Source organism: Collinsella sp. AF11-11 (assembly GCF_003465485.1).
Classification (GTDB): Bacteria; Actinomycetota; Coriobacteriia; order Coriobacteriales; family Coriobacteriaceae; genus Collinsella.
Genome location: NZ_QSAS01000009.1, coordinates 1 through 25,076 on the forward strand (window position 1 = coordinate 1; position 25,076 = coordinate 25,076).

25 protein-coding genes are annotated in these 25,076 nt (G+C 61.1%); 19 read left to right on the forward strand and 6 right to left on the reverse strand.

Features of this window, described 5'->3' with window-relative positions; genetic code table 11:
* The first annotated feature begins 152 nt into the window (after window positions 1-152).
* The 3 genes from purE to DWV58_RS06560 all read left to right on the forward strand — a co-directional run bounded on the left by purE (window position 153) and on the right by DWV58_RS06560 (window position 2,135).
* Entirely contained in the window at window positions 153-617 is a 465-nt protein-coding gene (gene purE / locus DWV58_RS06550) for a 5-(carboxyamino)imidazole ribonucleotide mutase (protein ID WP_117776632.1), read from the forward strand.
* Window positions 618-652: 35 nt separating this feature from the next.
* Window positions 653-1,651 carry a class B sortase gene (locus DWV58_RS06555; RefSeq protein WP_117646156.1) on the forward strand — a complete coding sequence of 333 codons (999 nt, stop codon included), beginning with the start codon at window positions 653-655 and terminating at the stop codon, window positions 1,649-1,651.
* Window positions 1,652-1,715: 64 nt separating this feature from the next.
* A complete protein-coding gene (locus DWV58_RS06560) occupies window positions 1,716-2,135 on the forward strand; it encodes a molybdenum cofactor biosynthesis protein MoaE (RefSeq protein ID WP_233540532.1) in 420 nt (139 codons plus the stop codon).
* Between the two features lie 90 nt (window positions 2,136-2,225).
* Here the strand turns inward: DWV58_RS06560 and DWV58_RS06565 are convergent, their stop codons facing one another.
* A complete protein-coding gene (locus DWV58_RS06565) occupies window positions 2,226-3,455 on the reverse strand; it encodes a putative ABC transporter permease (protein WP_117776583.1) in 1,230 nt (409 codons plus the stop codon).
* Between the two features lie 285 nt (window positions 3,456-3,740).
* Between DWV58_RS06565 and DWV58_RS06570 the strand changes: the two genes are divergently transcribed.
* From DWV58_RS06570 to DWV58_RS06630, 13 genes are all read left to right on the forward strand, one after another.
* Entirely contained in the window at window positions 3,741-5,411 is a 1,671-nt protein-coding gene (locus DWV58_RS06570) for an amidophosphoribosyltransferase (RefSeq protein ID WP_117776585.1), read from the forward strand.
* Between the two features lie 157 nt (window positions 5,412-5,568).
* Entirely contained in the window at window positions 5,569-6,672 is a 1,104-nt protein-coding gene (gene purM / locus DWV58_RS06575; protein ID WP_055251557.1) for a phosphoribosylformylglycinamidine cyclo-ligase, read from the forward strand.
* Window positions 6,662-7,360: a phosphoribosylglycinamide formyltransferase gene (gene purN, locus DWV58_RS06580; protein WP_117776587.1), complete on the forward strand. Its 699-nt coding sequence runs from the start codon at window positions 6,662-6,664 to the stop codon at window positions 7,358-7,360. The genes purM and purN overlap by 11 nt, the downstream gene beginning before the upstream one ends.
* Before the next feature lie 144 nt (window positions 7,361-7,504).
* The gene (locus DWV58_RS06585) at window positions 7,505-7,849 is read left to right on the forward strand and encodes a type II toxin-antitoxin system RelB/DinJ family antitoxin (protein WP_117776588.1); all 345 of its coding nucleotides are present in this window, start codon (window positions 7,505-7,507) and stop codon (window positions 7,847-7,849) included.
* A complete protein-coding gene (locus tag DWV58_RS06590; protein WP_199574312.1) occupies window positions 7,846-8,313 on the forward strand; it encodes a PIN domain-containing protein in 468 nt (155 codons plus the stop codon). The genes DWV58_RS06585 and DWV58_RS06590 overlap by 4 nt, the downstream gene beginning before the upstream one ends.
* 65 nt (window positions 8,314-8,378) lie before the next feature.
* On the forward strand, window positions 8,379-8,843 hold the full coding sequence (locus DWV58_RS06595; protein ID WP_117776591.1) for a PTS sugar transporter subunit IIA: 465 nt from the start codon (window positions 8,379-8,381) through the stop codon (window positions 8,841-8,843).
* A gap of 187 nt (window positions 8,844-9,030) precedes the next feature.
* Complete coding sequence (locus DWV58_RS06600) at window positions 9,031-10,251, forward strand: peptidylprolyl isomerase (RefSeq protein WP_117776592.1); 1,221 nt, start codon at window positions 9,031-9,033, stop codon at window positions 10,249-10,251.
* Between the two features lie 54 nt (window positions 10,252-10,305).
* The gene (locus tag DWV58_RS06605; protein WP_006235801.1) at window positions 10,306-10,749 is read left to right on the forward strand and encodes a GatB/YqeY domain-containing protein; all 444 of its coding nucleotides are present in this window, start codon (window positions 10,306-10,308) and stop codon (window positions 10,747-10,749) included.
* Between the two features lie 369 nt (window positions 10,750-11,118).
* Window positions 11,119-11,850, forward strand: a complete 732-nt coding sequence (locus tag DWV58_RS06610) for an amino acid ABC transporter ATP-binding protein (RefSeq protein WP_055251548.1) — start codon at window positions 11,119-11,121, stop codon at window positions 11,848-11,850.
* A gap of 14 nt (window positions 11,851-11,864) precedes the next feature.
* A complete protein-coding gene (locus tag DWV58_RS06615) occupies window positions 11,865-12,734 on the forward strand; it encodes a transporter substrate-binding domain-containing protein (protein ID WP_233540533.1) in 870 nt (289 codons plus the stop codon).
* Between the two features lie 25 nt (window positions 12,735-12,759).
* Window positions 12,760-13,506 (forward strand): amino acid ABC transporter permease, encoded by a 747-nt coding sequence (locus tag DWV58_RS06620; protein ID WP_117776594.1) that lies wholly within the window; start codon window positions 12,760-12,762, stop codon window positions 13,504-13,506.
* A 3-nt stretch (window positions 13,507-13,509) separates the two neighbouring features.
* Complete coding sequence (locus DWV58_RS06625) at window positions 13,510-14,148, forward strand: amino acid ABC transporter permease (protein ID WP_055285379.1); 639 nt, start codon at window positions 13,510-13,512, stop codon at window positions 14,146-14,148.
* Between the two features lie 167 nt (window positions 14,149-14,315).
* Window positions 14,316-14,939: an AAA family ATPase gene (locus tag DWV58_RS06630; protein WP_117776595.1), complete on the forward strand. Its 624-nt coding sequence runs from the start codon at window positions 14,316-14,318 to the stop codon at window positions 14,937-14,939.
* Window positions 14,940-15,390: 451 nt separating this feature from the next.
* On the opposite strand, the gene gltA is transcribed toward DWV58_RS06630, so the two are convergent.
* From gltA to glmU, 5 genes are all read right to left on the reverse strand, one after another.
* Window positions 15,391-16,800, reverse strand: coding sequence for an NADPH-dependent glutamate synthase (gltA, locus tag DWV58_RS06635; protein ID WP_117647774.1), 1,410 nt, complete (start codon window positions 16,798-16,800; stop codon window positions 15,391-15,393).
* Window positions 16,791-17,630 carry a sulfide/dihydroorotate dehydrogenase-like FAD/NAD-binding protein gene (locus DWV58_RS06640; protein ID WP_117647773.1) on the reverse strand — a complete coding sequence of 280 codons (840 nt, stop codon included), beginning with the start codon at window positions 17,628-17,630 and terminating at the stop codon, window positions 16,791-16,793. Before DWV58_RS06640 ends, gltA begins: the two co-directional genes overlap by 10 nt.
* Before the next feature lie 372 nt (window positions 17,631-18,002).
* Entirely contained in the window at window positions 18,003-18,632 is a 630-nt protein-coding gene (pth, locus tag DWV58_RS06645; protein ID WP_187364989.1) for an aminoacyl-tRNA hydrolase, read from the reverse strand.
* Between the two features lie 225 nt (window positions 18,633-18,857).
* The gene (locus DWV58_RS06650) at window positions 18,858-19,844 is read right to left on the reverse strand and encodes a ribose-phosphate pyrophosphokinase (protein WP_117776597.1); all 987 of its coding nucleotides are present in this window, start codon (window positions 19,842-19,844) and stop codon (window positions 18,858-18,860) included.
* A 191-nt stretch (window positions 19,845-20,035) separates the two neighbouring features.
* Window positions 20,036-21,448, reverse strand: a complete 1,413-nt coding sequence (gene glmU, locus DWV58_RS06655) for a bifunctional UDP-N-acetylglucosamine diphosphorylase/glucosamine-1-phosphate N-acetyltransferase GlmU (RefSeq protein WP_117776599.1) — start codon at window positions 21,446-21,448, stop codon at window positions 20,036-20,038.
* A gap of 208 nt (window positions 21,449-21,656) precedes the next feature.
* Here glmU and DWV58_RS06660 point away from each other — a divergent pair, with 208 nt between their 5' ends.
* The 3 genes from DWV58_RS06660 to DWV58_RS06670 are packed head-to-tail and all read left to right on the forward strand — an operon-like array spanning window position 21,657 to window position 24,896.
* Complete coding sequence (locus DWV58_RS06660) at window positions 21,657-22,535, forward strand: energy-coupling factor transporter transmembrane component T (protein ID WP_117776633.1); 879 nt, start codon at window positions 21,657-21,659, stop codon at window positions 22,533-22,535.
* Window positions 22,535-24,178 carry an ABC transporter ATP-binding protein gene (locus DWV58_RS06665; RefSeq protein ID WP_117776601.1) on the forward strand — a complete coding sequence of 548 codons (1,644 nt, stop codon included), beginning with the start codon at window positions 22,535-22,537 and terminating at the stop codon, window positions 24,176-24,178. The genes DWV58_RS06660 and DWV58_RS06665 overlap by 1 nt, the downstream gene beginning before the upstream one ends.
* 4 nt (window positions 24,179-24,182) lie before the next feature.
* Window positions 24,183-24,896 carry a DUF6580 family putative transport protein gene (locus DWV58_RS06670; protein ID WP_117583697.1) on the forward strand — a complete coding sequence of 238 codons (714 nt, stop codon included), beginning with the start codon at window positions 24,183-24,185 and terminating at the stop codon, window positions 24,894-24,896.
* The last annotated feature ends 180 nt before the right edge of the window (window positions 24,897-25,076 follow it).

Here is a 25,076-nt window from a genome sequence, read left to right on the forward strand (position 1 = left end):
TTTCCCTCGGGAAACTTCGCGAAGCCCAGTTCCCGAGGGAAAGGCTCAGCCGCCACCACAAAGACCGCAGGGACGGGAGCAGCTATACTACTCTCAGTAGTTAAGGGTCGCGGATTCGCTGCGTCACCGCTCTCAACAGGAGGTCTATGTTTATGGCAGATCAGAAGCCGGTTGTCGGGATCATCATGGGTTCCAAGTCCGATCTGGGCGTTATGGAAGGCTGCACCGCCGAGCTCGAGGCACTGGGTGTGCCCTATGAGCTCGTCATTGCGAGCGCGCACCGCACGCCGGCGAAGGTCCACGACTGGGCTTCGACTGCCGCCGATCGCGGTATCAAAGTGATTATCGCCGCCGCCGGCAAGGCCGCTCACTTGGGTGGTGTCGTGGCTGCCTTTACGCCGCTGCCGGTTATCGGCGTGCCTATGAAGACGAGTGACCTGGGCGGTATGGATTCGCTGCTGTCGATGGTGCAGATGCCTTCGGGCGTGCCCGTGGCCTGCGTTGCCATCAACGGTGCCAAGAACGCCGCCATCTATGCCACACAGATTCTGGGTGCTTGCGACCCCGAGTACCGCAAGGTTATCGAGAAGATGAAGCAGGAGATGGCTGACGCCTAAGCGTTCCGCCGTTTCACCGCAGTATAAGGAGAGCCATGTCCGATTATCAGGGAAAACGATTCAAGGCTTCTCAGATTCCCGATCCGTCGAAGCCGGGTGCTGCCCGTGCGGCACAGCAGGGTCGGACATCCTCTCCTCAGCAGCCGCGCGCGCCGCGCCCCGTGACACCGGCGACGCATCGTCGACAGGACGCGCCGGCCGCATATCGTCCTTCGTCTTATAGCTCCGCTAAGAAGCCGCCCCGGTCTTCATCGCATGCCGCGCCGTCGGATCGCACCGAGCCGCCGCGCAAAAAGCGCCACTCCATTATTCCCATTCTGCTCATCATCATCGGTATCGGTCTGATTGTCGCCGCCGCCGCTATTTTTATTAATGCCCAGATTGGCTATAAGCAGGCGAGCGATTCGTATCAGAAAATCGAGAAGCAATATGTAAGCGATAAGGACGCCAGCGGCGTGCCGATTATCGACTTTGATGCGCTTGCTCAGACGAACCCCGAGATTGTGGGTTGGATTTACGTGCCGGGAACCAACATCAACTATCCCGTGGTGCAGACCAACAACAACTCCAAATACCTCAACACGCTGTTCGATGGCACGTCTAACGCCTCGGGTGCCATCTTCTTGGATAGCGATGACACCGCGCCGGGAATGGTCGACCAGCAGACCACGATCTACGGCCACCATATGAACGATGGGTCGATGTTCAACGTGATTTCGGATACGACTGACCAGGCAACGTTCGATAGCATTGAATATGTGTACTACATCACGCGCGATGCGACGTATAAGTTGCGTCCGCTGGCGACCAAGGTGGTCGAGGACACGTATGCCAAGGCGCGCACGACCAATTTTGAGGGCGACGACGGACTCAAGAACTACCTGTCCGAGATGCTCGACGGCGCTTCTGCCGTGGCGAGTGATGCCACCGATCGTGCCGCTTCGGCAACTAAGGTTGTAACGCTTGTGACCTGTCGTTCGCTGTCGCTGAGCAACACACGCGCCGTCATGGTGCTCACGCCGGTCGAGGAATAAGTTGTTCGAGAGTAGCTAAAAAGGCCCCGTCCCAAATTGGCTACTCGACGACGGTAAGGGAGAAATGATGCTCGAGAGTGGCAAATTGATGCCTTCGATTGATGCTTGGCTGCGCGAGGCCAAGGCCGATGCTTCGGCGGCAGGCTGTGGGATGTATCTGACGCATAACGGTGTGGTGCGCGCGACGCCCAAGACTGAGGTGCGCGGAGTCGAGGCCGATGGCGTGGCGCCTGGGCATAAGGTGGGCGGCATGGTGTTTGGCTTCGATGCTCAGAAGGTGCAGGCTGCTATCGAGGCGACGCGTGCGATGCCGGGTATCGGCTATGTGCGCGTGTGGCTGGCAAGCGGCGAGCTTGCCGTAGGTGACGACATCATGCTCGTGCTTATCGGCGGGGACATTCGCCCACACGTGGTCGATGCACTGCAGGCGCTCGTTGGCACCATCAAGAACGAATGCGTGAGTGAGGTCGAGCGCGAGGCGTAGAGGCTTGCGTCGATAGAAGTATCGTTTATAAAAATGCCCACCGGTACGTGTGATACCGGCGGGCATTTTGCGTTTTGGGCGCGGTGAGCGCTACACGCGCGTCGCATCCTTGGGGCTCATGGTCATGCTCTGGAAGCGGTTTTCCATGTACTCGTTATCGAAGTGCTCTCCGTAGAACTGTGCGACGGGAATGTCCGGCTCCGTGCCGTTAACGCGCTGGTACCAGTAGTCGAGCGACTGCAGCGTCATGACGCCGTCGACCAGCATGATAACGGTAAAGATGACGGTGGCCGAGTAGCGGCTCTTCCAGGGGATCTTGTTGATAAGCTTAAGCAGCCTCGGCAGCAGCAGCTTGATCCAGATGAGGCCGCCCAGGCCCCACAGGCAGGCGAAGCCCGTGCAGGTGCGTCCGCCCGTGAGGACCACGAGCGGATCGGGCAAACCGAACAGCGTTATGTGCGAGTAGCTCCACGAGACCACGCCAAACGCGGTCTGCATAAACCAGCCCACGAACACCTCAAAGCTGGCGCCGAGCAGGGCGCTCACCAGGAAAATGATGATGGGGTTCTTTTTGTAGAAGCGGTTAAGCACCATGGTCATGAGCACGGCGCCAAATCCGTAGATGGGACTGAAGGGACCAAACAGCATGCCGGCGCGGTTCTGGTAGACGCCCGGGTCGTCGACCGTCATGTGCCAGATGTCCTCGGCGATCAGGCCGAGCACGCAGCAGACAAAGAATACCCAGAACAGGTTGAAGTAGTTGAGCTTGATGTAGCCTTCGCCGGTTTCATCGCGCCCGAGCATGCCCTCGGCGGCGGCATCGCGGTCGAGCATCTCCTGCAGGCGGCGCTGCAGTTCGCGCTCCTGACGAAGCGTGGGGTCGACGGTTGCCGAAAGTGCGACGAGGATGCCGAGCTGGATCGCGGGACGCAGCAGGAAGGGCCCGATGCCCTGGAGCATCACGTCGACCAAAAGCTCGACGACGGTGAATGCAATAAGGATGTAGGACAGGCGGGCGGCGTTGCGGCGCTGGTTTTTGATAAGGTCCAGGCCAAAGATGATTAGGATGACGGCACTTGCCGCAGAGAGCATGATGCCGGCGACGATAAGGCCGACTGCGACGAGCGTGTTGTCGCCGAGCTTTTCGGTGGCGTTGCCGTTAACAAGTGCCGTGATGACCTGCCACATAAAGGCAGCGACCGACGGGAGTGTGCCCACGCCGGATAGGATGCACAGGACGGCGTACACCTTAATGATGAGCGGGATCTTCTTGACCTCCGTGGCGCTGGGGACGCTGGGGTCGAGTTCGTTTCGATCCATACAGAACCTTTCTCGCTTTGTTGTCGGTTATAAGGATACGCCGCCGACCTGCCAAAAGACAGGACGAACGTCCCAATTGCAACTTTGTAATCCCCAACGGCGGACGCGGCGGCCATCTGGGGGCGCGGGCGCTTGCGCTGGACAGACCGATAAAATGTTTGGCCGCAAAACGGATTATTAGCTCGGTGGGCTTTTAAAAAGCGCTGCTCATGCGCTGGGGAGCGCGTCGCACCGTGCGTATAATAAGGCGGGTAACGCCAAAATACGAGGCTCTGAGGGGATGCCATGTCTCAAGAAACCATCCGCGCGGCCGAGCGTGCCGCGGGACAGGTGAACGCCATGTCGACGTATGATCCGGACTCCGACCAGCTGCATGAGGAATGCGGCGTTTTTGGTGTCTGGGCGCCCGATCGCGACGTGGCTCGACTGACGTACTTTGGCCTGCGTGCACTGCAGCACCGTGGCCAAGAATCGGCGGGAATCGCCGTGGGTGACGGCGGTACGGTTATGGTCCGCAAGGATCTGGGCCTGCTCGACCGCGTGTTCTCCAACGCCGACCTGTCGACGCTCTCCGGTCAGCTGGCCGTGGGTCATGTGCGCTACGGCACCGCCGGCGCCAAGAGCTGGGAAGCCTCTCAGCCGCACCTCTCTACCATCAATAGCGTCATTATCGCGCTCGCGCACAACGGTACCCTCGTCAACACCGACGAGCTGCGTCGCCAGCTGATCGAGCTGGGCGTGCCGTTCCTCTCCAATTCGGATTCCGAGGTCGCGACCAAGCTCATCGGCTACTTTACCCAGCGTACGGGTCACCTGCGCGAGGGCATTCGCAAGACCATGGAGCTCGTGCGTGGCGGTTATGCCATGACGCTCATCAACGAGCAGGCGCTCTACGCCTTCCGCGATCCGCATGGCATTCGCCCACTGGTGTTGGGCAAGCTGGTGGACGAGGGCCTGGACCAGGCCGATGCCGCATCCGTTTCGCAGCTGCCGTCGCAGGACGGCGCCGCGACGGTTGACTCCGCCGTCCGTGTCACGCGCGCCGGCGGCTGGGTCGTTGCTTCCGAGACCTGCGCACTCGACATCGTGGGTGCCGAGTATGTCCGTGACGTCCGTCCCGGCGAGATCTTGCGCATCAGCGCCGAGGGTCTGGTATCCGAGCAGGGCGTGCCTGCGGCCGAAGAGCCCGCCAACTGCATCTTTGAGCAGGTCTACTTTGCCCGCCCCGACTCCATCATGAACGGCAAGAGCGTCTATGCCTGCCGTTACGACATGGGTCGTCAGCTGGCACATGAGGAGCCTGTCGAGGCCGACCTGGTCATCGGCGTGCCCGACTCCGGCCTGCCGCCCGCGGAGGGGTATTCGCACGAGAGCGGTATTCCCTTTGGCGAGGGCCTTATCAAGAACCGCTACGTGGGCCGTACGTTTATCGAGCCTACGCAGGAGTTGCGTGCCATGGGCGTGCGTATGAAACTCAACCCGCTGCGCGACAACATCGAGGGCAAGCGCCTGGTCGTCATCGACGACTCCATCGTGCGCGGCACCACCATGGTGCAGCTCGTCAAGATGCTGCGCAACGCCGGCGCCAAGGAGATTCACATCCGCATCAACTCGCCCGAGGTCATTTGGCCGTGCTTCTACGGTATCGATACCGACGTGCAGTCGCAGCTTATCAGCGCCAACAAGACGGTCGACGAGATTTGCGAGTATATCGGCGCCGATTCGTTGGCCTTCCTTTCGGTCGAGGGCCTGCTTAAGGTCATGCCCAAGGGCGGCTACTGCGACGCGTGCTTTACCGGCCGCTATCCCGTGGCGATTCCCGAGAGCTTTGGCCGCGACAAGTTTATGGAGGGCTTTAAGCCCCGCAACCTGGACAAGCCGCTGTACTTTGACGACGACGCCGTGGTCGAGAAATACGACGACCGCAGCTGGGAAGAGGAGCACGGCGAGGCCTAAAACCTGCCATATGGGGACAGGTATATTTTGGTAGGTTTTACCTGCTGTTTTGTTGATATGACGGCGGGTGCTGTTATGGCACACGCCGAAATGAACGCAATTATGAGCACCGTTTGGCGCCCGCGCGGCGCGACGGTAGTGGGAGAGGAAGGCTCAGATGAGCGACAGCAAGCATGTGACGTACGAGGACGCCGGCGTCGATACCGCCGAGGGCGGCCGCGCCGTCGACGCGATTAAGCAAATGGTCAAGGACACCAATCGCCCCGAGGTTATCGGCGGCATCGGTGGCTTTGGTGGCCTGTTCTCGGCCGCCGCGCTTAAGGATATGGAAGACCCGATCCTGATCAGCGGTACCGACGGCGTGGGCACCAAGCTCGTGCTCGCCCAGATCATGGACCGTCACGAGACGGTGGGCCAGGACCTGGTCGCTATGTGCGTCAACGATATTCTGGCTTCGGGCGCCGAGCCGCTGTTCTTCCTGGACTACGTTGCCATCGGTCACATCGAGGCCGAGCACATGGCAAAGATCATCAAGGGCGTGGCCGACGGCTGCAAGCTCGCGGGCTGCGCGCTCGTGGGCGGCGAGATGGCCGAGCACCCGGGCGTTATGGCTCCGGCCGACTACGACCTCGCCGGCTTTACCGTGGGCGTCGTCGATCGTCCCAAGATGCTCGACCCCGCGAACGTTCGCCCGGGCGATGTGATCCTGGGCCTGCCTTCCACCGGCGTGCACTCCAACGGCTACTCGCTCGTGCGCAAGGTCATCGGCGTCGACGGCATCAAGCCGGGCACGCCCGAGGCCGCCGCTAAGGCCGAGGAGCTGAGCCGTCCGCTCGAGGAGCTCGGCGGCGCTTCGCTGGCTGACGCCCTGCTGGCTCCCACGCGCATTTATGTGAAGCCGATTCTTGAGCTGCTGCGCGGCGGCGCCAACGTGCATGCTATCGCCCACATCACCGGCGGCGGTATTACCGAGAACCTCAACCGCGCGCTCGCCGACGACGTTGACGCCGTGGTCACCCGCAACGGCGCCGAGATGGGTTGGGACGTTCCGCCCGTTATTACTTACGTGTCGCGTCAGGCCGAGCTCGCGCCCAACGAGGCATGCAAGACCTTCAACATGGGCGTCGGCCTGTGCCTGATCGTCGCCCCCGAGGACGAGGCCGCCGTGACCGAGGCACTGGTCGCGCTGGGCGAGAAGCCGTTCCGCGTGGGCGAGTGCGTCGAGGGTTCCGGTAAGGTCGTGTACTCCGATGAGCGCTAACGAGCAGATGGCTGCTGCCGAGGGCCTGGGCTTTGTGCCCTACACCCGTCCGACCGGCACCGATACGGCCGAGCCGCTTAAGATTGGCGTGCTTATCAGCGGCTCGGGTACCAACCTGCAGGCGCTGATCGACCTAATCGCCGCCGGCAAGCTCAACGCCTCGATTGAGCTCGTGGTGTCGAGCCGTCCTTCGGCCAAGGGCCTACAGCGCGCCGAGCGTGCGGGCATCCAGACGCTCACGCTGTCCAAGGATGTCTATGCCGACCCCATCGCGGCTGACGAGATCATCGCGCATGAGCTGCTCGAACGTGGCTGCGAGTACGTGGTGATGGCCGGCTATATGCGCATGGTGCACACGCCGCTGCTGGCGGCGTTCCCCAATCGCGTGGTCAACCTGCATCCGGCGCTGCTGCCGAGCTTTACCGGTGCCCATGCGATTGACGATGCGTTTGCGCGTGGCGTCAAGGTGACCGGCGTGACCGTGCACTTTGCCAACGAGATTTACGACAACGGCCCCATCATCGCCCAGCGTGCGCTGGCTGTCGAGGAAGGCTGGGACGTCGACACGCTCGAGGAGCATATCCACGCGATTGAGCACGTGCTGTATCCCGAGGTCGTGCAAATGCTCGCCGACGGTCGCATCCACGTGCTGGAGAACGGCAAGGTGGCAGTTGATGCGGCACGCTAGTCGCGTGTAAGAGAGTTCGCTGAGCGCTCTTTGGGACGCAAGCGATCGAAAAAAGTTGATAGGGCTCCGTCCGTACGCGGGCGGGGCTCTTTTTGTGTGGCCTCTCAAGTTTGCTATACTGCTAGCAAGCAGAGAGGAGTCGCCATGGCAACAGCAACAGTGCAGCTCAACACGCGAATCGACCCTATGCTCAAGGCTGGCGGCGATGCGGTCCTGACTCGCAATGGGCTGGGGCCGAGTGACGCTATTCGTGCGCTTTGGACCTACCTTGTCGAGCATCAGACGTTGCCAGGATTTATGGTGGAGGATAGGTGCGAGGCACCCCGTGCGGAGAGTCTGGCCGAGCAGGGATGCGGGCTGGCTTTTTTCTCATTGGGGTTGAGCGCGGCGGATTTTGCGCCAGCTGAATCATCGGCAGACAACTGGGGTGCCGTACGCGACGACATGTACGATGCGATGATCGCTGGCATAGAGGCGAATTGCCGATGATTGCGGCAAAACGACTCTTGGTAGACACAAACGTTTGGCTCGATTATTACCTGCAAGAGGGAGCGTTCGACGAGGCGAAAAGATTGATTGAGTTGGCCGAGGCGGGAAAGATTGACCTTCTGTACGCGCCAACGACGGCAAAGGACCTGTTCTACATTGTGCCGCGGCGTCTAGCTCAGCGGAATGTGAATGGGGTTAACGCTCCGTTCGGTCCGGCTGCATGGGCCTGTATCGAGCATATGATGCAGGTGGCAACGGCTTCTCCGCTTTCGTTGGCGGAATGCGAGATGGCGCGTATGCTTGGCAAGCGTATGCCGGACCTTGAGGACAATCTCATCATTGCATCGGGCGATACGGCGGATGTCGACTACGTAATCACGAGCGACCGACGCATGTTGGAGGCGATGCCCGAGGTATGCTTGACGCCCGCGCGCGCACTCGAGCTCATCGGGATCCTCGGCTAACCTTGCATACTCCGTTTCGCTATCATATTGAGCATTGTGGCCCTCATGCAACTTTGGAGGACGATATGGCGGATAACGAAGCGCTGTTTACGCCTGAGCTGGTGTTTTTTGATTGGGAGTGTGCGACGCCTGATGAGGTGTTTGCGCGACTCGAAGGCGAACTTGCTCCACGCGGCTACATTGGCACCGGTTGGCTCGACGCCGTCCGCACGCGCGAGGATGCGTATCCCACAGGGCTTGCCATGCCGGCGGCCAACATTGCCATCCCGCATACCGATCCGGGGTTTGTGGCTAAGCCCTATATCGCGGTGGTGAAGCCCGCCGCGCCCGTGACATTTAACGCTATGGCTGGCATGGGCGCTCCGGTGCCGGCGCAGATCGTCATCAACCTGGGCATTGCCGAGCCGGGCGGCCAGGTCGAGGCCCTGCAAGCGCTTATGAATATCTTTATGGATGCCGACGCCGCAGCCGATGTACTCGGCCAGACCACGCCGCAGGGCATGGTCGACGCCATCCGCCGCCACTTTTAAGGCCGGCACTTGGGGGCTGTCCCTAACTGTCGGCAGAAAAGGAACGTCCCTAACTGCCAACTGCCAGACCTGTCCCCTTTGCACCAAAATGGTGCAGATTAACCCGTCTCCCATGCACCAGGTGTGTCTCGGGGGCTGCGTTGTGACACAATGGCGTTTGTTCGATTCGTGATGCGAAAGGCCAAACATGGCAAACAAGAAAAAGAACTCCGAGGCCGCACCGACGCCCGAGCAGCAGGCCCGCGCCGCGTCGAGCTCTCGTAAGAAGCAGCGCAAGACGTACGTGTCTAAGACCGTCAAGATCGTTCTGGTGGTCATCGGCGTGCTGGCGATGCTGCTTTCCGTCTCGGCCATGGCATGCTCCGGTCTCATGTCGCAGGCAGAGGATACCTCGGGCTACAAGCTTACCGGCGGTGTGGCTGCCACTATCAACGGCACCAACCTCACCGAGGACACCGTGACCAAGCAGATCATGAGCATGCGCACGTCCTATGGCTACACCAAGGACAAGGACTGGGCACAGTACCTGGTCGACAACGACCTCACGCCCAAGAAGTACCGCAAGCAGCTCATCGATTCCTACACGCAGCAGATTCTGCTTCAGCAGGCGCAGAAGGAAAACGGCGTGACGGTGTCGGATGAGGAGGTCGAGAAGGCTTGGAAGGACGCGTGCAAGAGCGCGGGCGGCGCCAAGACCTTTAAGAAGACCCTTAAGACCTACGGCTACACCGAGGACACCTATAAGAGCTCGCTCAAGGAGAGCCTGGCGCAGCAAAAGCTCAAGGAAGCCGTGGCGCCCACCAGCAAGCCCAAGGACAGCGAGATCGTCGATTACATCAACGAGAACCTGTCGAAGTACAACGATGCCCGCCGCTCGTCGAACATCCTGATCAAGGTCGATTCCGACGCATCCGACGAGGACAAGGCTGCCGCCAAGGCCAAGGCGCAGGAGTGCCTGGACAAGATTAACTCCGGCGAGCTGAGCTTCGAAGACGCCGTGAAGCAGTATTCCGACGATACCGGTTCCAAGGAGAAGAAGGGCGACGTGGGCTGGGACAAGCTCACCACCTTCGTCGACAGCTATCAGGCGGCGCTCGAAGGCCTTAACAAGGGCGACGTGAGCGACGTCGTCGAGTCGACGTATGGTTACCACATCATCAAGTGCACCGACTACTTCCATGTCGATAGCCAGGTCGATGACATTAAACAGGTGCCCAAGGACATCAAGAAGTATGTCTCCAACGTGGTGAAGACGCAGGCAGAGAGCACTGCGTACAGCGAGTGGCTGGAGCAGTACAAGAAGGACGCCGACATCACCGTTAACCCCATGCCCAAGGACGTGCCGTACAACGTCAGCCTGAAGGGCGTCACCAAGAGTTCGACCGACAATTCGTCGACGACTGAGTAATCATGGGGCGGCGCTCGTGTGAGTGCCGCCCGCACTATTGAGGAGGATTTGCAGATGACCAACGAAGAGCTGCAGAAGGAAATGATTGCGGCCATGAAGGCCAAGGACAAGGTTCGCCTGTCTATCATTCGCCAGGTTAAGGCCGAAGTGAAGAACATCGAGGTCAACGAGCGTCGCGATGTGACCGAGGAAGACGTCAACAGCATGATCAAGCGTCTGATTAAGCAGACGAGCGAGACGCTGGAGATGTCCATCAAGGCCGGCACCGACCAGGAGCGTACCGACAACCTGACCGAGCAGGTCAAGATTCTGGAGAGCCTGCTGCCCGCGCAGGTTTCGGGCGAGGAGCTCGAGGCTCTGATTGAGCAAGTTATCGCCGAGCTGGGTGCCACGTCCAAGAAGCAGATGGGCCAGGTCATGGGCGCTCTGGGTAAGGCCACCGGTGGCAACTTCGACAAGCCTGCGGCGGCAAAGATCGTCGGCGCCAAACTCGCGTAATTTGTTACGCGGTTTTACCAAACCGCGTAACGGCTCGACGCTGCAAACCCGTACACACGGCAATCTGACGTTCAATTTCAAGGGCGCGACCATAAGGTCTGCGCCCTTTCATTTCACGTCACCTTGCTCGCGTGTACGGGTTTTCGCTGACTTATGCTCAACAAGGGCGGTTGTATTATTTTCGGCACTCATTGGGGACAGACTTAAATGAGTACCCACGGGGGGGTACTCATTTAAGTCTGTCCCCAATGAGTGCCAACGAGTGGGTGGAAGATTGCGGGTTCTTTACGGGAATGTAGTGTGGGCTGCGGAAACGTGGTTCTTTCCGTACAATAGTTCAACTCGTGTAAACGCAGGGAAGGGACATTCATGGCAGACATGATCGAGATCAAGCATCTCAACAAGTACTTTGGCGACCTGCATGTGCTCAAAGATATCAACCTCACCGTCAAGCGCGGCGAGAAGCTCGTAATGATCGGGCCTTCCGGCTCGGGTAAGTCGACGCTCATCCGTTGCGTCGATTATCTGGAGGAGCCCACGTCGGGCGAGGTCATCATCGACGGTACGCCGCTTACCAAAAAGAACCACCTGGAGATGGCTCGCAAGTATAGTTCCATGGTGTTTCAGCAGTTCAACCTGTATCCCAACATGACGGTGCTCGGCAACCTGACGCTCGCGCCCATCAAGCTGCAAAAGAAGAGCAAGGAGGAGGCGACCGAGATCGCCATCGCCGCACTCAAGCGCGTCGGCATGGCGCATAAGGCCGGCGAGTATCCGCAGAATCTCTCGGGTGGTCAGCAGCAGCGCATCGCCATCGCCCGCGCCCTGTGCACCAAGCAGCCCATCATCCTGTTTGACGAGCCGACTTCGGCGCTCGACCCCGAGATGGTCCAGGAGGTTCTGGACGTTATGATTGAGCTCGCGCAGGAGGACATCACCATGATCTGCGTGACGCACGAGATGGGCTTTGCGCGCCAGGTGGCCGACCGCGTCATCTTTATGGAGGACGGCCGCATTCTGGAGGAGGGCACGCCCGAGCACTTCTTCGATAACCCCGAGAACCCGCGCTGCCGCGAGTTCCTGTCCAAGATTCTGCACTAGGCGCGGTGATGGACATGACGGATATGACGAGGGCGGCCGTGTCGCGCCGTCACTTTTTGCAGCTGGCGGGTGCCGGCATGCTTGCGCTGACGGGGACCGCGCTTACCGGTTGCGGCAACTCCACCAGCGGCGAGGGCTCCGACAAGGGGTCCAAGCTTGCGGCCATTAAGTCGCGTGGACATCTGAATGCCGGCGTCAAGAAGGACGTTCCCGGCTATGGCTATTACGACACCGCCAAGGGCCGCTTTGAGGGCATGGAAGTCGATTTGTGCTACCAGATCGCCGCTGCCGTCTTTGGCGTGAGCTACAAGGAGGCCCGCGCCCAGGAGCTTGTCGAGTTTACCGACGTAACGCCCAAGACGCGCGGCCCGCTGATCGATAACGGCCAACTCGACGTGGTCGCGGCGACCTACACCATCACCGACGAGCGCAAGAAGAGCTGGGATTTCTCGACGCCGTACCGCACCGACTACGTGGGACTCATGGTCAAGAAGCGTTCGGGCTTTACCTCGATTGAGGACTTGGACGGCAAGGTCATTGGCGTGAGCCAGGGTGCCACCACGCAGGGCCTGATCGAGCAGATGATCAAGGACAACGGCTTTAGCTGCAAGCCCGAGTTTAGGGCCTTTAGCGGCTACCCCATCATCAAGAGTTCGCTCGACGCCGGCAATATCGACGTCTTTGCCATGGACCGCTCCACGCTGGCCGGCTACATGAACGAGACCGTTGAGCTGCTGCAGCCCGAGGTCAAGTTTGGCGAGCAGGGCTACGGCGTGGCGACCAAGAAGGGCTGCGACCTTTCGGCCGTGGTCGATCAGGTGATTTGCGATCGCCTGGCCGATGGCTGGCTCGACCAAGAGGTCAAGACCTGGGGTCTTGTATAGGCGTATCGTCCAAGGAAGGAATCAAATGCTCGAAGGATTATTTGACGCCGACCGTTGGTCGACGACATTTCAAAACATGGGGCCCTTCTGGGAGGGCTTTGGCGTGACGCTACAGGTGGTCGTTGCCGGTCTGCTGCTGTCGCTGGTGCTGGGCACACTGCTGGGTGTGTTCTCTACCACTCGCTCGCGCGTGCTGCGCGCCATAAGCCGCGTGTACGTGGAGTTTTACCAGAACACCCCGTTGCCCGTGCAGGTGCTCTTTATGTACATGGCCGGTCCGCAGTTTTTGCAGGCCATAACCGGTGCCGACCAGCCGGTGCGCATCGCGCCGTTCGCGCTGGGCTTCTTGGGTGTGGGCCTGTATCACGCGGCCTACATTTCGGAGGTCATCCGCACTGGTATCGAGGCGGTTCCGCGCGGTCAGATGGAGGCGGCCCAGAGCCAGGGCTTCACCCGAGCGCAGGCGTACTGGTACATCGTGCTGCCCCAGACGTTCAAGATCATTCTGCCGCCGCTGTGTAACCAGGCGCTCAACCTGGTCAAGAACACGTCGGTGCTGGCGCTTGTGGCCGGCGGCGACCTTATGTACCGTTCCGACAACTTTGTGAGTCTGTACGGTTACCTGCAGGGATATATCGTCTGCTGCCTTATGTACTTCATCATCTGCTTTCCGCTCGCCATGCTGGTGCAGTGGCTCGAGCGCCGCTCCAAGGAGCGTCCGCGCGGCGTGAGCCTGGCCGAGCTGGGGCTCGACAACGTAGAGGAGGCCTAGCGCATGGAAATCTTCAACGCAACGAACCTGCTCTACATTTGGGGCGGCTTTGTTAAGACAATCGAGATCTCGGCGCTGTCGATCTTTTTCTCGCTCATCTTTGGCACGGTGCTGGCGCTTGTTAAAAGCTATGCGCCCCGCCCGTTCCGTATTTTGGTGAGCGCCTATATCGAGCTGTTCCGTTGCACGCCGAACCTGCTGTGGATTCTGTTTATCTACTTTACGGTGCAGGGTTTGGACATTGTGATTTCGACCATCGCCTTTACGCTGTTTACCAGCGCCGTTATGGCCGAGATTGTGCGCGGCGGTCTCAACTCGATTCCGCGCGGCCAGTTTGAGGCAGCGCAGAGCCAGGGTTTTGGCTTCTTTGCCACCATGCGCTACATCATTCTGCCGCAGACGTTTAAGACGATCATTCCGGCGCTGTTTAGCCAGTGCACGACCGTCATCAAGGACAGCTCGTATCTTTCGGGTATTAACGTGGCCGAGCTCATGTACACGGCAAACGTCGTGATGGCCCACGCAATCGACCTGTCGCAGGTGCTTATGCTCTACGGCCTGGTGTTTGCGATGTACTTTGTGCTCAACTTTGGTATCTCGCTGCTGGTTCGAGCTTACCAACGCCGCATCGTAGCCGCATAGCCTGGCTTTCCCTGGCACCCAACCTTGGCCTTCAAACCGTCGCTCGCGTACCAAAGTACGCGTCGCTCCTCTTTCAGGCCAATCTTGGGCACCAGGAAAACCCAGGTACGGTATCGTGGGAATAAGAGATAAACAGCCCTTTTCTCATTTGTTAGAAAGGAATCGCGATGAGCGATCTGGAGAATAAGAAGAATCCTGTGGTCATTACCATCGCGCGCGACTTTGGCGCCGAGGGCCACGAGATTGGTCGCATGCTTGCCGACGAGTTGGGGATTCCGCTGTATGACAACGAGCTGCTGGTGCGTGCGTCGCTGCGCACGGGCGAGTCGCTCGATAAGATGGCCGCCTACGACGAGCGTCTGGCTGTGGAGAACATGGCGTTTCTGCCCGACCGCTACGATGCGCGTTCGTACTCGGATAAGTTGTTCCAAAAGATGAGCCAGGTGATCTTGGACCTGGGCGAGACCGAGAGCTGCATTATCGAGGGTCGTCTGTCCGATTATCTGCTGCGCAATAATCCCAACCATATTGCCGTGCTGGTGACCGCCCCCTTTGAGGACCGCGTCGAGATTGTCCGCAAGAAGCGTGGCCTTAATAAAAAGAAAGGCGCCAAGCTGGTCAAGCAGCAACAGAAGGCACGCGAGGCGTTCTATAAGCGCTATAGCGCCGGAAAGTGGAAGATGACGAGCGGTAAGGATATCGTCGTCAACCGCGCCAAGCTGGGGCGCGAAGGCTGCAAAGGCGTTATCGCCGCTGCCTACCGCTACAAAGTCGCCCAGCTCGAAGCCTAGCCAATCAAAACCACCACAAAGGCACCTTTGTGGTGGTTTGTTTTAGGCCGAGGGAAAGGCCTTGGCGGCAGTGCCTATCCTCGGCTTTTGCAAAATCTCGATCTGTAACACCAAGCCAGCGAAAAAGGCTCTAACTGTTACAGATTGAGACGAACTGTTCAGCCGCCAACCTAACGTCTCGATCTGTAACATGTAGCGAGGAATTTGGCCTCTAACTGTTACAGATCGAGATAAAGCGGAGGCGGCTGGCGCAATATCTCGATCTGTAACAACTACGATGCTCAACGGGCTCCAGGTGTTACAGATCGAGACAAACTAGTCGGTCAGGCCCCCAACCACCACAAAGGTGCCTGTCCCCTTTGTGGTGGTTGGGGCGGCCGGCATAAAAAAGTCCCCGCCGGGCGTGTGCTCGACGGGGACTTTGCCGTTTGATGGCTAGCACTGCAGGTGATTACTCGCCCAGCAGGCTCTTGGTGATGGAAGCGGCGGCCTTCTTGCCGGCGCCCATCGCCAGAATGACCGTAGCGGCACCGGTGACGATGTCGCCGCCGGCCCAGATGCGGGGATCGGTGGTCTGGCCGGTCTCCTCGTCGGCGACGATGTAGCCCCACTTGTTGAGCTCCATCTTGCCGCCGATCTTGGCAGCGAAGGGGTTGGCGTTGGTGCCGATAGCCGAGATCGCGACGTCGCAGGGGATCTCCTCGATGGCGCCCTCGATGGGCACCGGGCGACGGCGGCCGGACTCGTCGGGCTCGCCGAGCTCCATCTTCTGGACCTTGACGGCGCACACGGAGCCGTCCTCGCCAGCGACAAACTCGAGCGGGGAGACGAGCGGCAGAACCTCGACGCCCTCGGCCTTAGCATGGTGCAGCTCGGCGCGACGGCAGGGCATCTCGTCCTCGGTACGACGGTAGGCGATGATGGCGTGCTCGGCGCCCAGGCGCTTGGCGGTACGGACGGCGTCCATGGCCACGTTGCCGCCGCCAAAGACGACGACGTTCTTGCCGTGCTTGGTGGGGGTGTCGTACTCGGGGAACTTGTTGGCCTTCATCAGGTTCACGCGGGTGAGGTACTCGTTCGCGAAGAAGACGTTGGGCAGGTTCTCGCCGGGGACGTTGAGGAACTTGGGCAGGCCAGCGCCGGTCGCCACGTAGATGGCGTCGAAGCCCTGCTCGAACAGCTCCTCGGCCGTGGCCATGTTACCCACGACGGAGTTGTACTCAAACTTGACGCCCATGTCCTCCAGGCCGTCAATCTCGCGCTTGACGACTGCCTTGGGCAGACGGAACTCGGGGATGCCGTAGACCAGCACGCCGCCGCCGGTGAAGAAGGCCTCGAAGACGGTGACGTCAAAGCCGTTACGGGCGAGCTCGCCGGCGCAGGTGATGCCGGACGGGCCGGAGCCGACGACAGCGACCTTCTTGCCGTTCTTGGGGGCCATCTTGGGCGTGGAGGCGAGCTCGGGGCGGTCACCCAGGAAGCGCTCGAGCTGGCCGATGGCCACGGGCTCGGACTTCTTGCCACGGATGCACTTGCCCTCGCACTGGTTCTCCTGCGGGCAGACGCGGCCGCAGATGGCGGGAAGCATGGAGTCCTCGCGGATGGTATCGAGGGCGCCGCCGAAGTCCTTCTCGCGGATCTGCTCGATAAAGCGGGGGATGTTGATGTTGACGGGGCAGCCCTCAACACAGAACGGCTTCTTGCAGTTGAGGCAGCGCTCGGCCTCGGCCAGCGCCATCTCCTCGGTGAAGCCCTTGTCGACGGGGCGGAAGTCACAGGCGCGCTCGGCAGCCGGCTCCTCGTTATCGGGGGTGCGGGGCGACTTCATATCGGCAACGAAACGACCGTTAACTAGTGGCATGCGCAGCTCTTTTCCTCATAGGCCTTGAGGGACGCGCCCTCTTCGGAACGGTAAGCGGCCTGGCGGGCACGAAGGTCATCCCAGTCGACCAGGGTGGCATCGAAGTCGGGGCCGTCGACGCAAGCGAACTTGGTCACGCCGCCCACCTCGACGCGGCAGCAGCCGCACATGCCGGTGCCGTCAACCATGATGGGGTTGAGTGACGCGGTGATGGGGGTGTCGTACTTCTGGGCGGTGAGGGTCGAGAACTTCATCATCGGAACGGGGCCGACGCAGAAGACCTGGCTCACGGCCTTGTCCTGCAGCAGGCGCTCCAGCGGAGCGGTGACAACGCCCTGCTCGCCGTAGGAGCCGTCGTCGGTGGTGATGTGGATGTGGTCCTCGTCGAGGAGCTCGCGGAACTGGTCCTCCATGAGCAGGAGGTCCTTGGTGCGGGCGCCCATGATGGCGTGCACCTCGTGGCCGGTCTCGACCAGGTGCTTGGCGACCGGGAAGGCAATTGCCAGGCCGACGCCGCCGCCAATGACGGCGCAGGGGCCCTCGGCCATCTCGGTGGGAACGCCCAACGGGCCCACGACGTCGCGCAGCGACTCGCCGGCCTCGTAGGTGGACAGCATCTCGGTGGTCTTGCCGATCACCATGAAGATGAACTCGACCCAGCCCTCGTCACCGTTCCAGCCGGCCAGGGTAAACGGGACGCGCTCGCCCGTCTCGTTGGCGCGGACCATGAGGAACTGTCCAGCGTGCGCATGCTTGGCGATTGCAGGCGCCTCAATGCGGAACTTGAACACCTTCTCCGAGAACTGCGTCTTCTCCAGGATCTTATACATAGAACCCCTCTCTTGTTAGGGCTGCCGAACCGTGCCTCCACGGAAATGGACGGTAGCCCGAATAAAACCGTACGCGCACAGGCGTTGTGCAGACATACGGTGCAAATTATACCCTCATGGACATGCTGTTTACGTGTGTCTTCGGCGGTTGGGAAAAGGGTTTATCCACTTCGACCTACCAAATAGGGATAGGTTTATTTTGGTCGGTTTTATCAGGCAAAACGGCAAAGGGGGCCGGCCTCGGGTTGTGATGAGGCCGGCCCCCTTTGGGGTGTTATGCGTGTATGGCAGCGCGGGGTTTATTGCGATGCGGCCACCGCGGCGTTTCCGCAGATAAAACCTGCCAAAATTAACATCCCTAAACGGTAGGTTTTAGTGCTTGCCGTTGGCGGAGGCGGCGCCGTTGACGTGGTCGCGGGCATAGATCACGCCGTGCACGATGGCCAGGCCGGCGGCGTCGGCGGCGCGGGCGCAGGTGTCCTGGAAGTCATCGGCCTCGCGGGCGCGCAGCTGTTTGAGCACATAGTCTGCCACGGCCATCTTGCCGGGAGGGTTGCCGATGCCGGTGCGGATACGGCTAAAGTCGCGGCTGCCCATCTTGTCGATGATGGAGCGCAGACCGTTGTGACCGGCATGGCCTCCGCCCACCTTGACGCGCACGTCACCGGCGGGAATGTCGAGCTCGTCGTGAATCACGAGCAGCTCCTCGGCCTTGATCTTGTACTCGCGGCAGAGCTTGGAGATGGGGCCACCCGAGGTATTCATATACGACTGCGGCTTGACCAGCACGATCTGGCGCTTACCGCCCTCTTCCTCGGGATCGTTGATGTTGATGAGCGCGACCTCGGCGCCGGCCTGGTTTTTCCAGTACGTGACGCCGGCCTGACGGGCCAACTCGTCGATCGCCTTAAAGCCGGCGTTGTGGCGGGTTTCGGCATATTCCTCGCCCGGGTTGCCAAGCCCGGCAACCATGCGAATCTTAAGCGGCTGTGCGGCTGCCATATTTGTCCTTCCGTTACACATAAAAGTTTAATCAACGACAAAGGCTACCACGCCCGCCGAAGGCGAGACTTCGTTTCAGCGAAATCCCACCAGACAAAAGCGCGGCCGCGGCAGAGCGAGCCGTCGGAACAGAAGAAACCCCCGCGCGACCTTTGCGAAGCAAGGGGGAGCGCGGGGGTTTCTTCTGTTCCGACGGCGATGCGCCGGGTTGCAAGGACGATGCGATTACAGCGCGAAGTCGCCGCCGACGAGCGTGGAGACGGGCTCCTCGTGGTAAACGGCGGAGATGGCCTGAGCGAACTCCTCGGCGACCGAGATGGTCTTGATCTTGCCGCCGACCTCGACGGGGATGGCGTCGGTGACGACGCACTCGACGATGGGGGCGTCGTTCAGACGCTCGATGGCCGGACCGGAGAAGATGCCGTGGGTGGCGCAGACGTAGATGTCGCCAGCGCCCATAGCCTTGAGCTCCTTGACGTTGGCGCACAGGGTGCCAGCGGTGTCGATCATGTCGTCGTTGATGATGCAGGTCTTGCCCTTGATGTCACCGATGATGCCCATGACCTCGGCGGCGTTGTGGCGCGGACGACCCTTGTGGGCAATGGCCAGGTCGCAGCCGAGCATATCGGACAGCTTCTTGGCGGCCTTGGCGCGACCCACGTCGGGGGAGACGACAACCAGGTTGTCGGTGTCGAAGTTCATGGCGTTGTAGTACTGGCCAAACAGCGGCAGTGCGGACAGGTGGTTAACCGGGATATCGAAGAAGCCCTGGATCTGGCCCTGGTGCAGGTCGAGGGTGATGATGCGGTTGACGCCGGCACGCTCGAGCAGGTTGGCGACGAGGCGGGCGGTGATGGGCTCGCGCGGGCCGGCCTTGCGGTCCTGGCGGGCATAGCCGTAGTGGGTGATAACGGCGGTGATGGAGCGGGCGGATGCGCGCTTGGCAGCGTCGGTGGCGATGAGCAGCTCCATGAGCATGTCGTTGACGTTGCCGCCGGCCACGGACTGAATCAGGAAGACGTCGGCGCCGCGGACGGTCTCGTCGTAGCGGGCGTAAATCTCACCATTGGCGAACTGCTTTAGCGTAAGGCCCGAAAGCTCGACCCCAAGGTACTCAGCAATCTTCTGAGCGAGGGGACGGTTGGAGGAACCGGAATACACGCGGATGGACTTGCGCATATTCTCCGACTTCTCGGGATCATTAATCGGCATTACCCTTCTCCTTTATATCGAATGCCATATAGATGCCTTGTTGCATTGTAACCGCGCGACGGGGCTTATCGGGTCTTGATAACGTCTTTACCGTCAACGGACACGAACCGACCACTCATCCGGTTGCGCAGGTCACGATAGAAAAAGGAGCCGCCCCCATGGGAACAGCTCCTTAGATGCTTGGTAAAACGTTATACCTCGTCGTCCTCGTGCAGACGGCGGCGATAATCGGCGGCCCAGCCCTCAATATTTACCTGACGGGCGCGGCCCAGACCGAGTGCGTCGGCCGGGACCGGCTCGGTGATGACGGAGCCGGCGGCCACGAGCGCGCCGTCGCCGATCTGGGCGGGCGCGACCATCATGGTGTCGGAACCGATGAAGGCATCCTTGCCGATGACGGTCTTGTGCTTGTGGACGCCGTCGTAGTTGCAGGTGATGGAGCCCGCGCCCACGTTGACGCCGGAGCCCATGGTAGTGTCGCCGATGTAGGACAGGTGCGGCACCTTGGAGCCCTCGCCGATCGTGGACTTCTTGATCTCCACGTGCGTGCCGGCCTTGGATCCGTCGAGCATGTGGGTGCCCGGGCGCAGGTAGGCGCGCGGGCCGCAGTCGACGCCGTTCTCGATGACGGCCTCGATGGCGATGGTCTCATCGATGGTGCAGCCGCTGCCGACGGTGGTGTCGGTGAGGCGGCTGTTGGGGCCGAGCTGGCACTCCTCGCCCACGGTGACGTGGCCGATCAGGTGCGTCTGCGGCCACACGATGGTGTCGCGGCCGATGACGGCGTCGGGGCCGATCCAGGCCTGCGTGGGGTCGATGAAGGTGACGCCCTCGGCCATCCAGTGCTCGTTGATGCGGTCGCGAGCGATGGCAGTGAGCTGCGCGAGCTGGATGCGGCTGTTGACGCCCAGGCCATCGCGGTAGTCGTCGCAGTGGAAGATGGAGACCGCCTGGCCATGGCCTTTGAGGATCTCGAGCATGTCGGGCAGGTAGTACTCGGCCTGCGCGTTGTCGTTGCCGATCTCGTCAATGTGGGCGGCGAGCTGCGCGCCGTCGAAGGCGTAGCAGCCGGCGTTGCACTCGAGTAGCTCGGCGGCCTGCTCGGGCGTGCAGTCCTTCTGCTCGATGATGCGCTCGATCTGACCATCGGCGCCCAGCTTGATGCGGCCGTAGCCGAAAGGATCGGGCGGGGTCATGGTCATGACGGTGCAGGCGAGCTCGCCGGTGGCGACGGTCTGTGCGAACTTGGCGACCGTGTCGGCGGTGATGAGCGGCAGGTCGCCGTTGAGCACCACGACGGGGCCTTGCGTGATGTCACAGGCCTCGAGCGCGACCTTCACGGCGTGACCGGTGCCCAGACGCTCGGTCTGCTCGACGCACTCGACCTTGGTGGCGCTGTTGGCGTAGGCGCCGTCGATGAGGGCGCGCATCTCGTCGGCGTGGCTGCCGATGACGACCACGACGCGGCTGCAGCCGGCCTTGATGGTGGCGTCGACGATCCACTGAACCATGGGCTTGCCCAGGATCTTGTGCGAAACCTTGCAGTGGTTCGACTTCATGCGGGTGCCCTCGCCGGCAGCGAGGATAATTGCGGTTGCGTCCATGTGATCTCCTGTTACGTTATAGAGACGTGTGTTTGGAAACGATACACGGCGCAATATGATACCGCAGGCATATGATGAGCGCGTAACGATTGACGCATGGCGGCCGATGTCGGTGCCGCGGGCGCGGCGTTTGCGCTGGTTGTGTATGGCGCCGGCGGCGCTACGCCGTTGGCGTTTGAGCGAGGGGATGAGGGTGCCCGTGGATATCATGCGAGAGGAATCGGGCAACGAGCCCGTCGCGGCATTCGCGATGTCGCATCCGGCGGTGCCGGCACTCTACATGGTGCTGACGCTGGGGCTCACCATGTTCTCGATGCAACCGGTGCTGATCGCGCTGTCGCTCGCGGGCGGGTTGGCGTATGGATTTGCGACGCGCGGGGCTGCCCGCACGTTGGGCGCGCTTCGCTGGCAGCTGCCGGTGATTTTGATCATTGCACTGGTCAACCCGCTGTTTAGCGCCTCGGGCTCGACGGAGCTGTTCCGTATTGGTATGCGCGCGGTGTATCTGGAGAGCATGGTATACGGCCTGTGCATGGGCGGGCTGTTTGTGGCGAGCGTGCTGTGGTTTGAGGCCGCGGCGTCGATGCTCGAATACGACAAGGTGCTCGCGCTGCTGGGTAATGCCGCACCGTTGATTGCGCTCATGATCTCGATGTGCATGCGGCTTATCCCGCAGTTTTTGCGCCGCGGTCGTACGGTGCTGGCGGTGCAGGATGCGATTGATGTGCCGGGCCGCGCGCCGGCCGACCCCGTACGCTCGCGCCTGCGGGCGTCGAGCGTGTTGATGGGCTGGGGCATGGAAGATTCGCTGGAGCGCGCGGACGCGATGCGCTCGCGCGGGTGGGGTGCCGCGACGCGTCGTACGACGTATGCGCGGTATCGGCTGGGGCGCAGCGACGTTGCCGCGCTGGTTGGGCTTGCGCTGTTTGGCGTGGTCACGGTGGCAGTGGCGTGGACCGCGACGACGCAGTATTCGTTTTATCCGCAGCTCTCGGTGCCGGCGCCGTGGCCGGGCTATGTCGTGTACGCTGCCTGGATGGTGCTGCCTTGCGCGTTGCACGCGATTGATGAGAAGAGGTTTGGCTGATGGCTCGGTTGGATAGGGGCCCGGTGTCGGGCGCGGCGTGCGGCCCGGATATTCCGGCGATTGAGGTACGGGGCCTGAGCTTTACCTACCCCGGGGCTGAGGCGCTGGTGCTCGACGGGCTCGACTGGTCTGTTCCCCAAGGTGCGTTTGCACTGCTCGTTGGCGGTACCGGGTCGGGCAAGTCGACGCTGCTCTCGCTGCTCAAACCCGAGATCGCGCCGATGGGCGAATGCGCCGGCGAGCTGTGCGTGCTGGGTGAGAGCGTTGCCGATATGGACGTTCGGGCGTCCGCAGAGCGCATGGGCTATGTGTTTCAGGATCCCGAGAACCAGATCGTGTGTGAAACCGTGTGGCACGAGATGGCGTTTGGCCTGGAAAACTTAGGTATGTCGCGCGACGAGATGCGCCGTCGCGTGGCCGAGACCAGCTATTTCTTTGGGTTGGAGGATTGGCTCCACCGCGATACCGATACGCTTTCGGGCGGACGCAAGCAGCTGCTGTCGCTGGCGGCCGTGCTGGCGTTGCGCCCGCGCGTACTACTGCTCGACGAGCCTACGTCCCAACTGGATCCCGTTGCCGAGAAGAGTTTTCTGCATGCGCTGTTTCGCGTGAATCGCGAGTTGGGCTGCACGGTTGTTGTGGCGACGCACCAGCCGCGCCCGATGCTCGAATACGCGACATGTGCGTACCGGATTGAGGACGGTCACGTGCGCGAGGTGGCGGATATGGCTTCTTTGGGACGCCGAGAATCGCTGTTTTCCGACGACATGTTGGGGTGGGGTGCCGTCCGATGTGCAAAAAACGGAGTATTCAGCAGGCGTGAGGACAATTTGGGCTCTCTGGAGCCGCCCGGGGACGTATCGAGCGCGAAAAAAAGCTCGGAATTGGACAAATCGTCCGAATTTGTGGCGCAAACGTCGCTCGAGAACGGCTCGGAAGCCTTCCCGCGCACGGATGGAAGCAGAATACTCCAAAAAATGCACGCTGGGTCGGCTACCACCCTGTCGGAAGGCTGGTTTCGCTACGATCGCGCGTGCGGTTGGGTGCTGCGCGGGCTCGATGCGTCGTTTTCGGCTGGCGCGGTGCATGCAGTCGTGGGCGGAAACGGCTGCGGCAAGTCGACGATGCTTTCGGTGCTGGCCAAGACTGCCAAGCTGCAGCGTGGTCGTATGGTGCGCGGGGCGGCCTCGGCTGCGCTGCTGCCGCAGAACCCCAAGGCCCTGCTGGTTGCCGAGACGGTGCGCGACGAGCTGATGGAATGGGCCTCGACCTGCGGATATGACGAGAACTTGGCGCGGGAGCGTGCGGCGCAACTGGGATTGGACGGCCTGGAGACGCGCCACCCCTACGATCTTTCGGGCGGACAGCGCCAGCTGCTTGCGTTGGCAAAGCTGCTGCTGATCGGCCCCGAGCTGCTGTTGCTTGATGAGCCCACCAAGGGCCTTGACCTGGCAAGTCGCTGCATTATCGCCCGCGCCCTGCGTGACCATGCGAAGGCTGGCGGCACCGTCATTATGGCCACGCACGATCTGGATTTTGCCGAGCAGGTTGCCGATGACATTGCTATGATGTTTGGCGGCGAGATCGCCTGCATGGAGCCGCCGACCGACTTCTTTGCCGACAACGTGTTTTATAGGGCGTGATGGGATGGCGGATTATCGCATCGTGCGCCTACTCGCAAAACAGGAGATACCGCTGCTGCTGGCGGTGCCAGCCGTGATGGCTGCGGCGTTGCTGGCGGGCGTCGAGCAGGCGGCGCTCGCCATGCTTGTCGTGGTGGCGCTGGTGCTTGCGCTGTTCTTTGCAGGCTACGAGGCGTCGCGACCGGGCCTGCGCCAGATTATGCCAACGCTGGTTCTGGCGGCGTTGGCCGCGGCGGGGCGCATCTTGTTTGGCCCCATTCCCGACTTTAAACCCGTGAGTGCCATCGCCATTATCGCGGGGGCGACGCTTGGCCGCCGCAATGGTTTTATGGTTGGCGCGCTGGCGGCGCTGACCAGCAATTTCTCTTTTGGACAGGGCATGTGGACGCCGTGGCAGATGTATGCCTGGGGGCTCGTGGGATACGTTGGCGGTGCGCTGGCGCATGCCGGCGCTTTTGATCGCGCCGATGGCACCGTGCGTATGCCGGCGCTGCTGACCTACGGCTTTGCTTCGGGTTTGCTGTACGGCGTTGTGATCAACGCCTACGACATTATCGGTTTTGTTCAACCGCTCACGTGGGCGGGTGCCATGGCGCGTCTTGCCACCGCCGTACCGTTCGATATCACGCACGGCCTTGCGACCTGCGTGTTTTTGGTCGCCCTGTACAAGCCTTGGTGTCGCCGCATCAACCGAGTCGTCGTGAAGTACGGACTGTAGGGCTGGTTGCGCCGGGGCGGGAATCAATACTGCCGAAGTGCCATTTTAAAACTATGCCGGTTTACGGGGCCAGATTGGCACAAGCAGACCATGCCGGCTATTTTTGAAATAGAGCAAGCCGTTTACCTGCGGTTTTATTATTTCGGAATTGCGTATGGTTGGGGGTTCGCGATTTAGCCC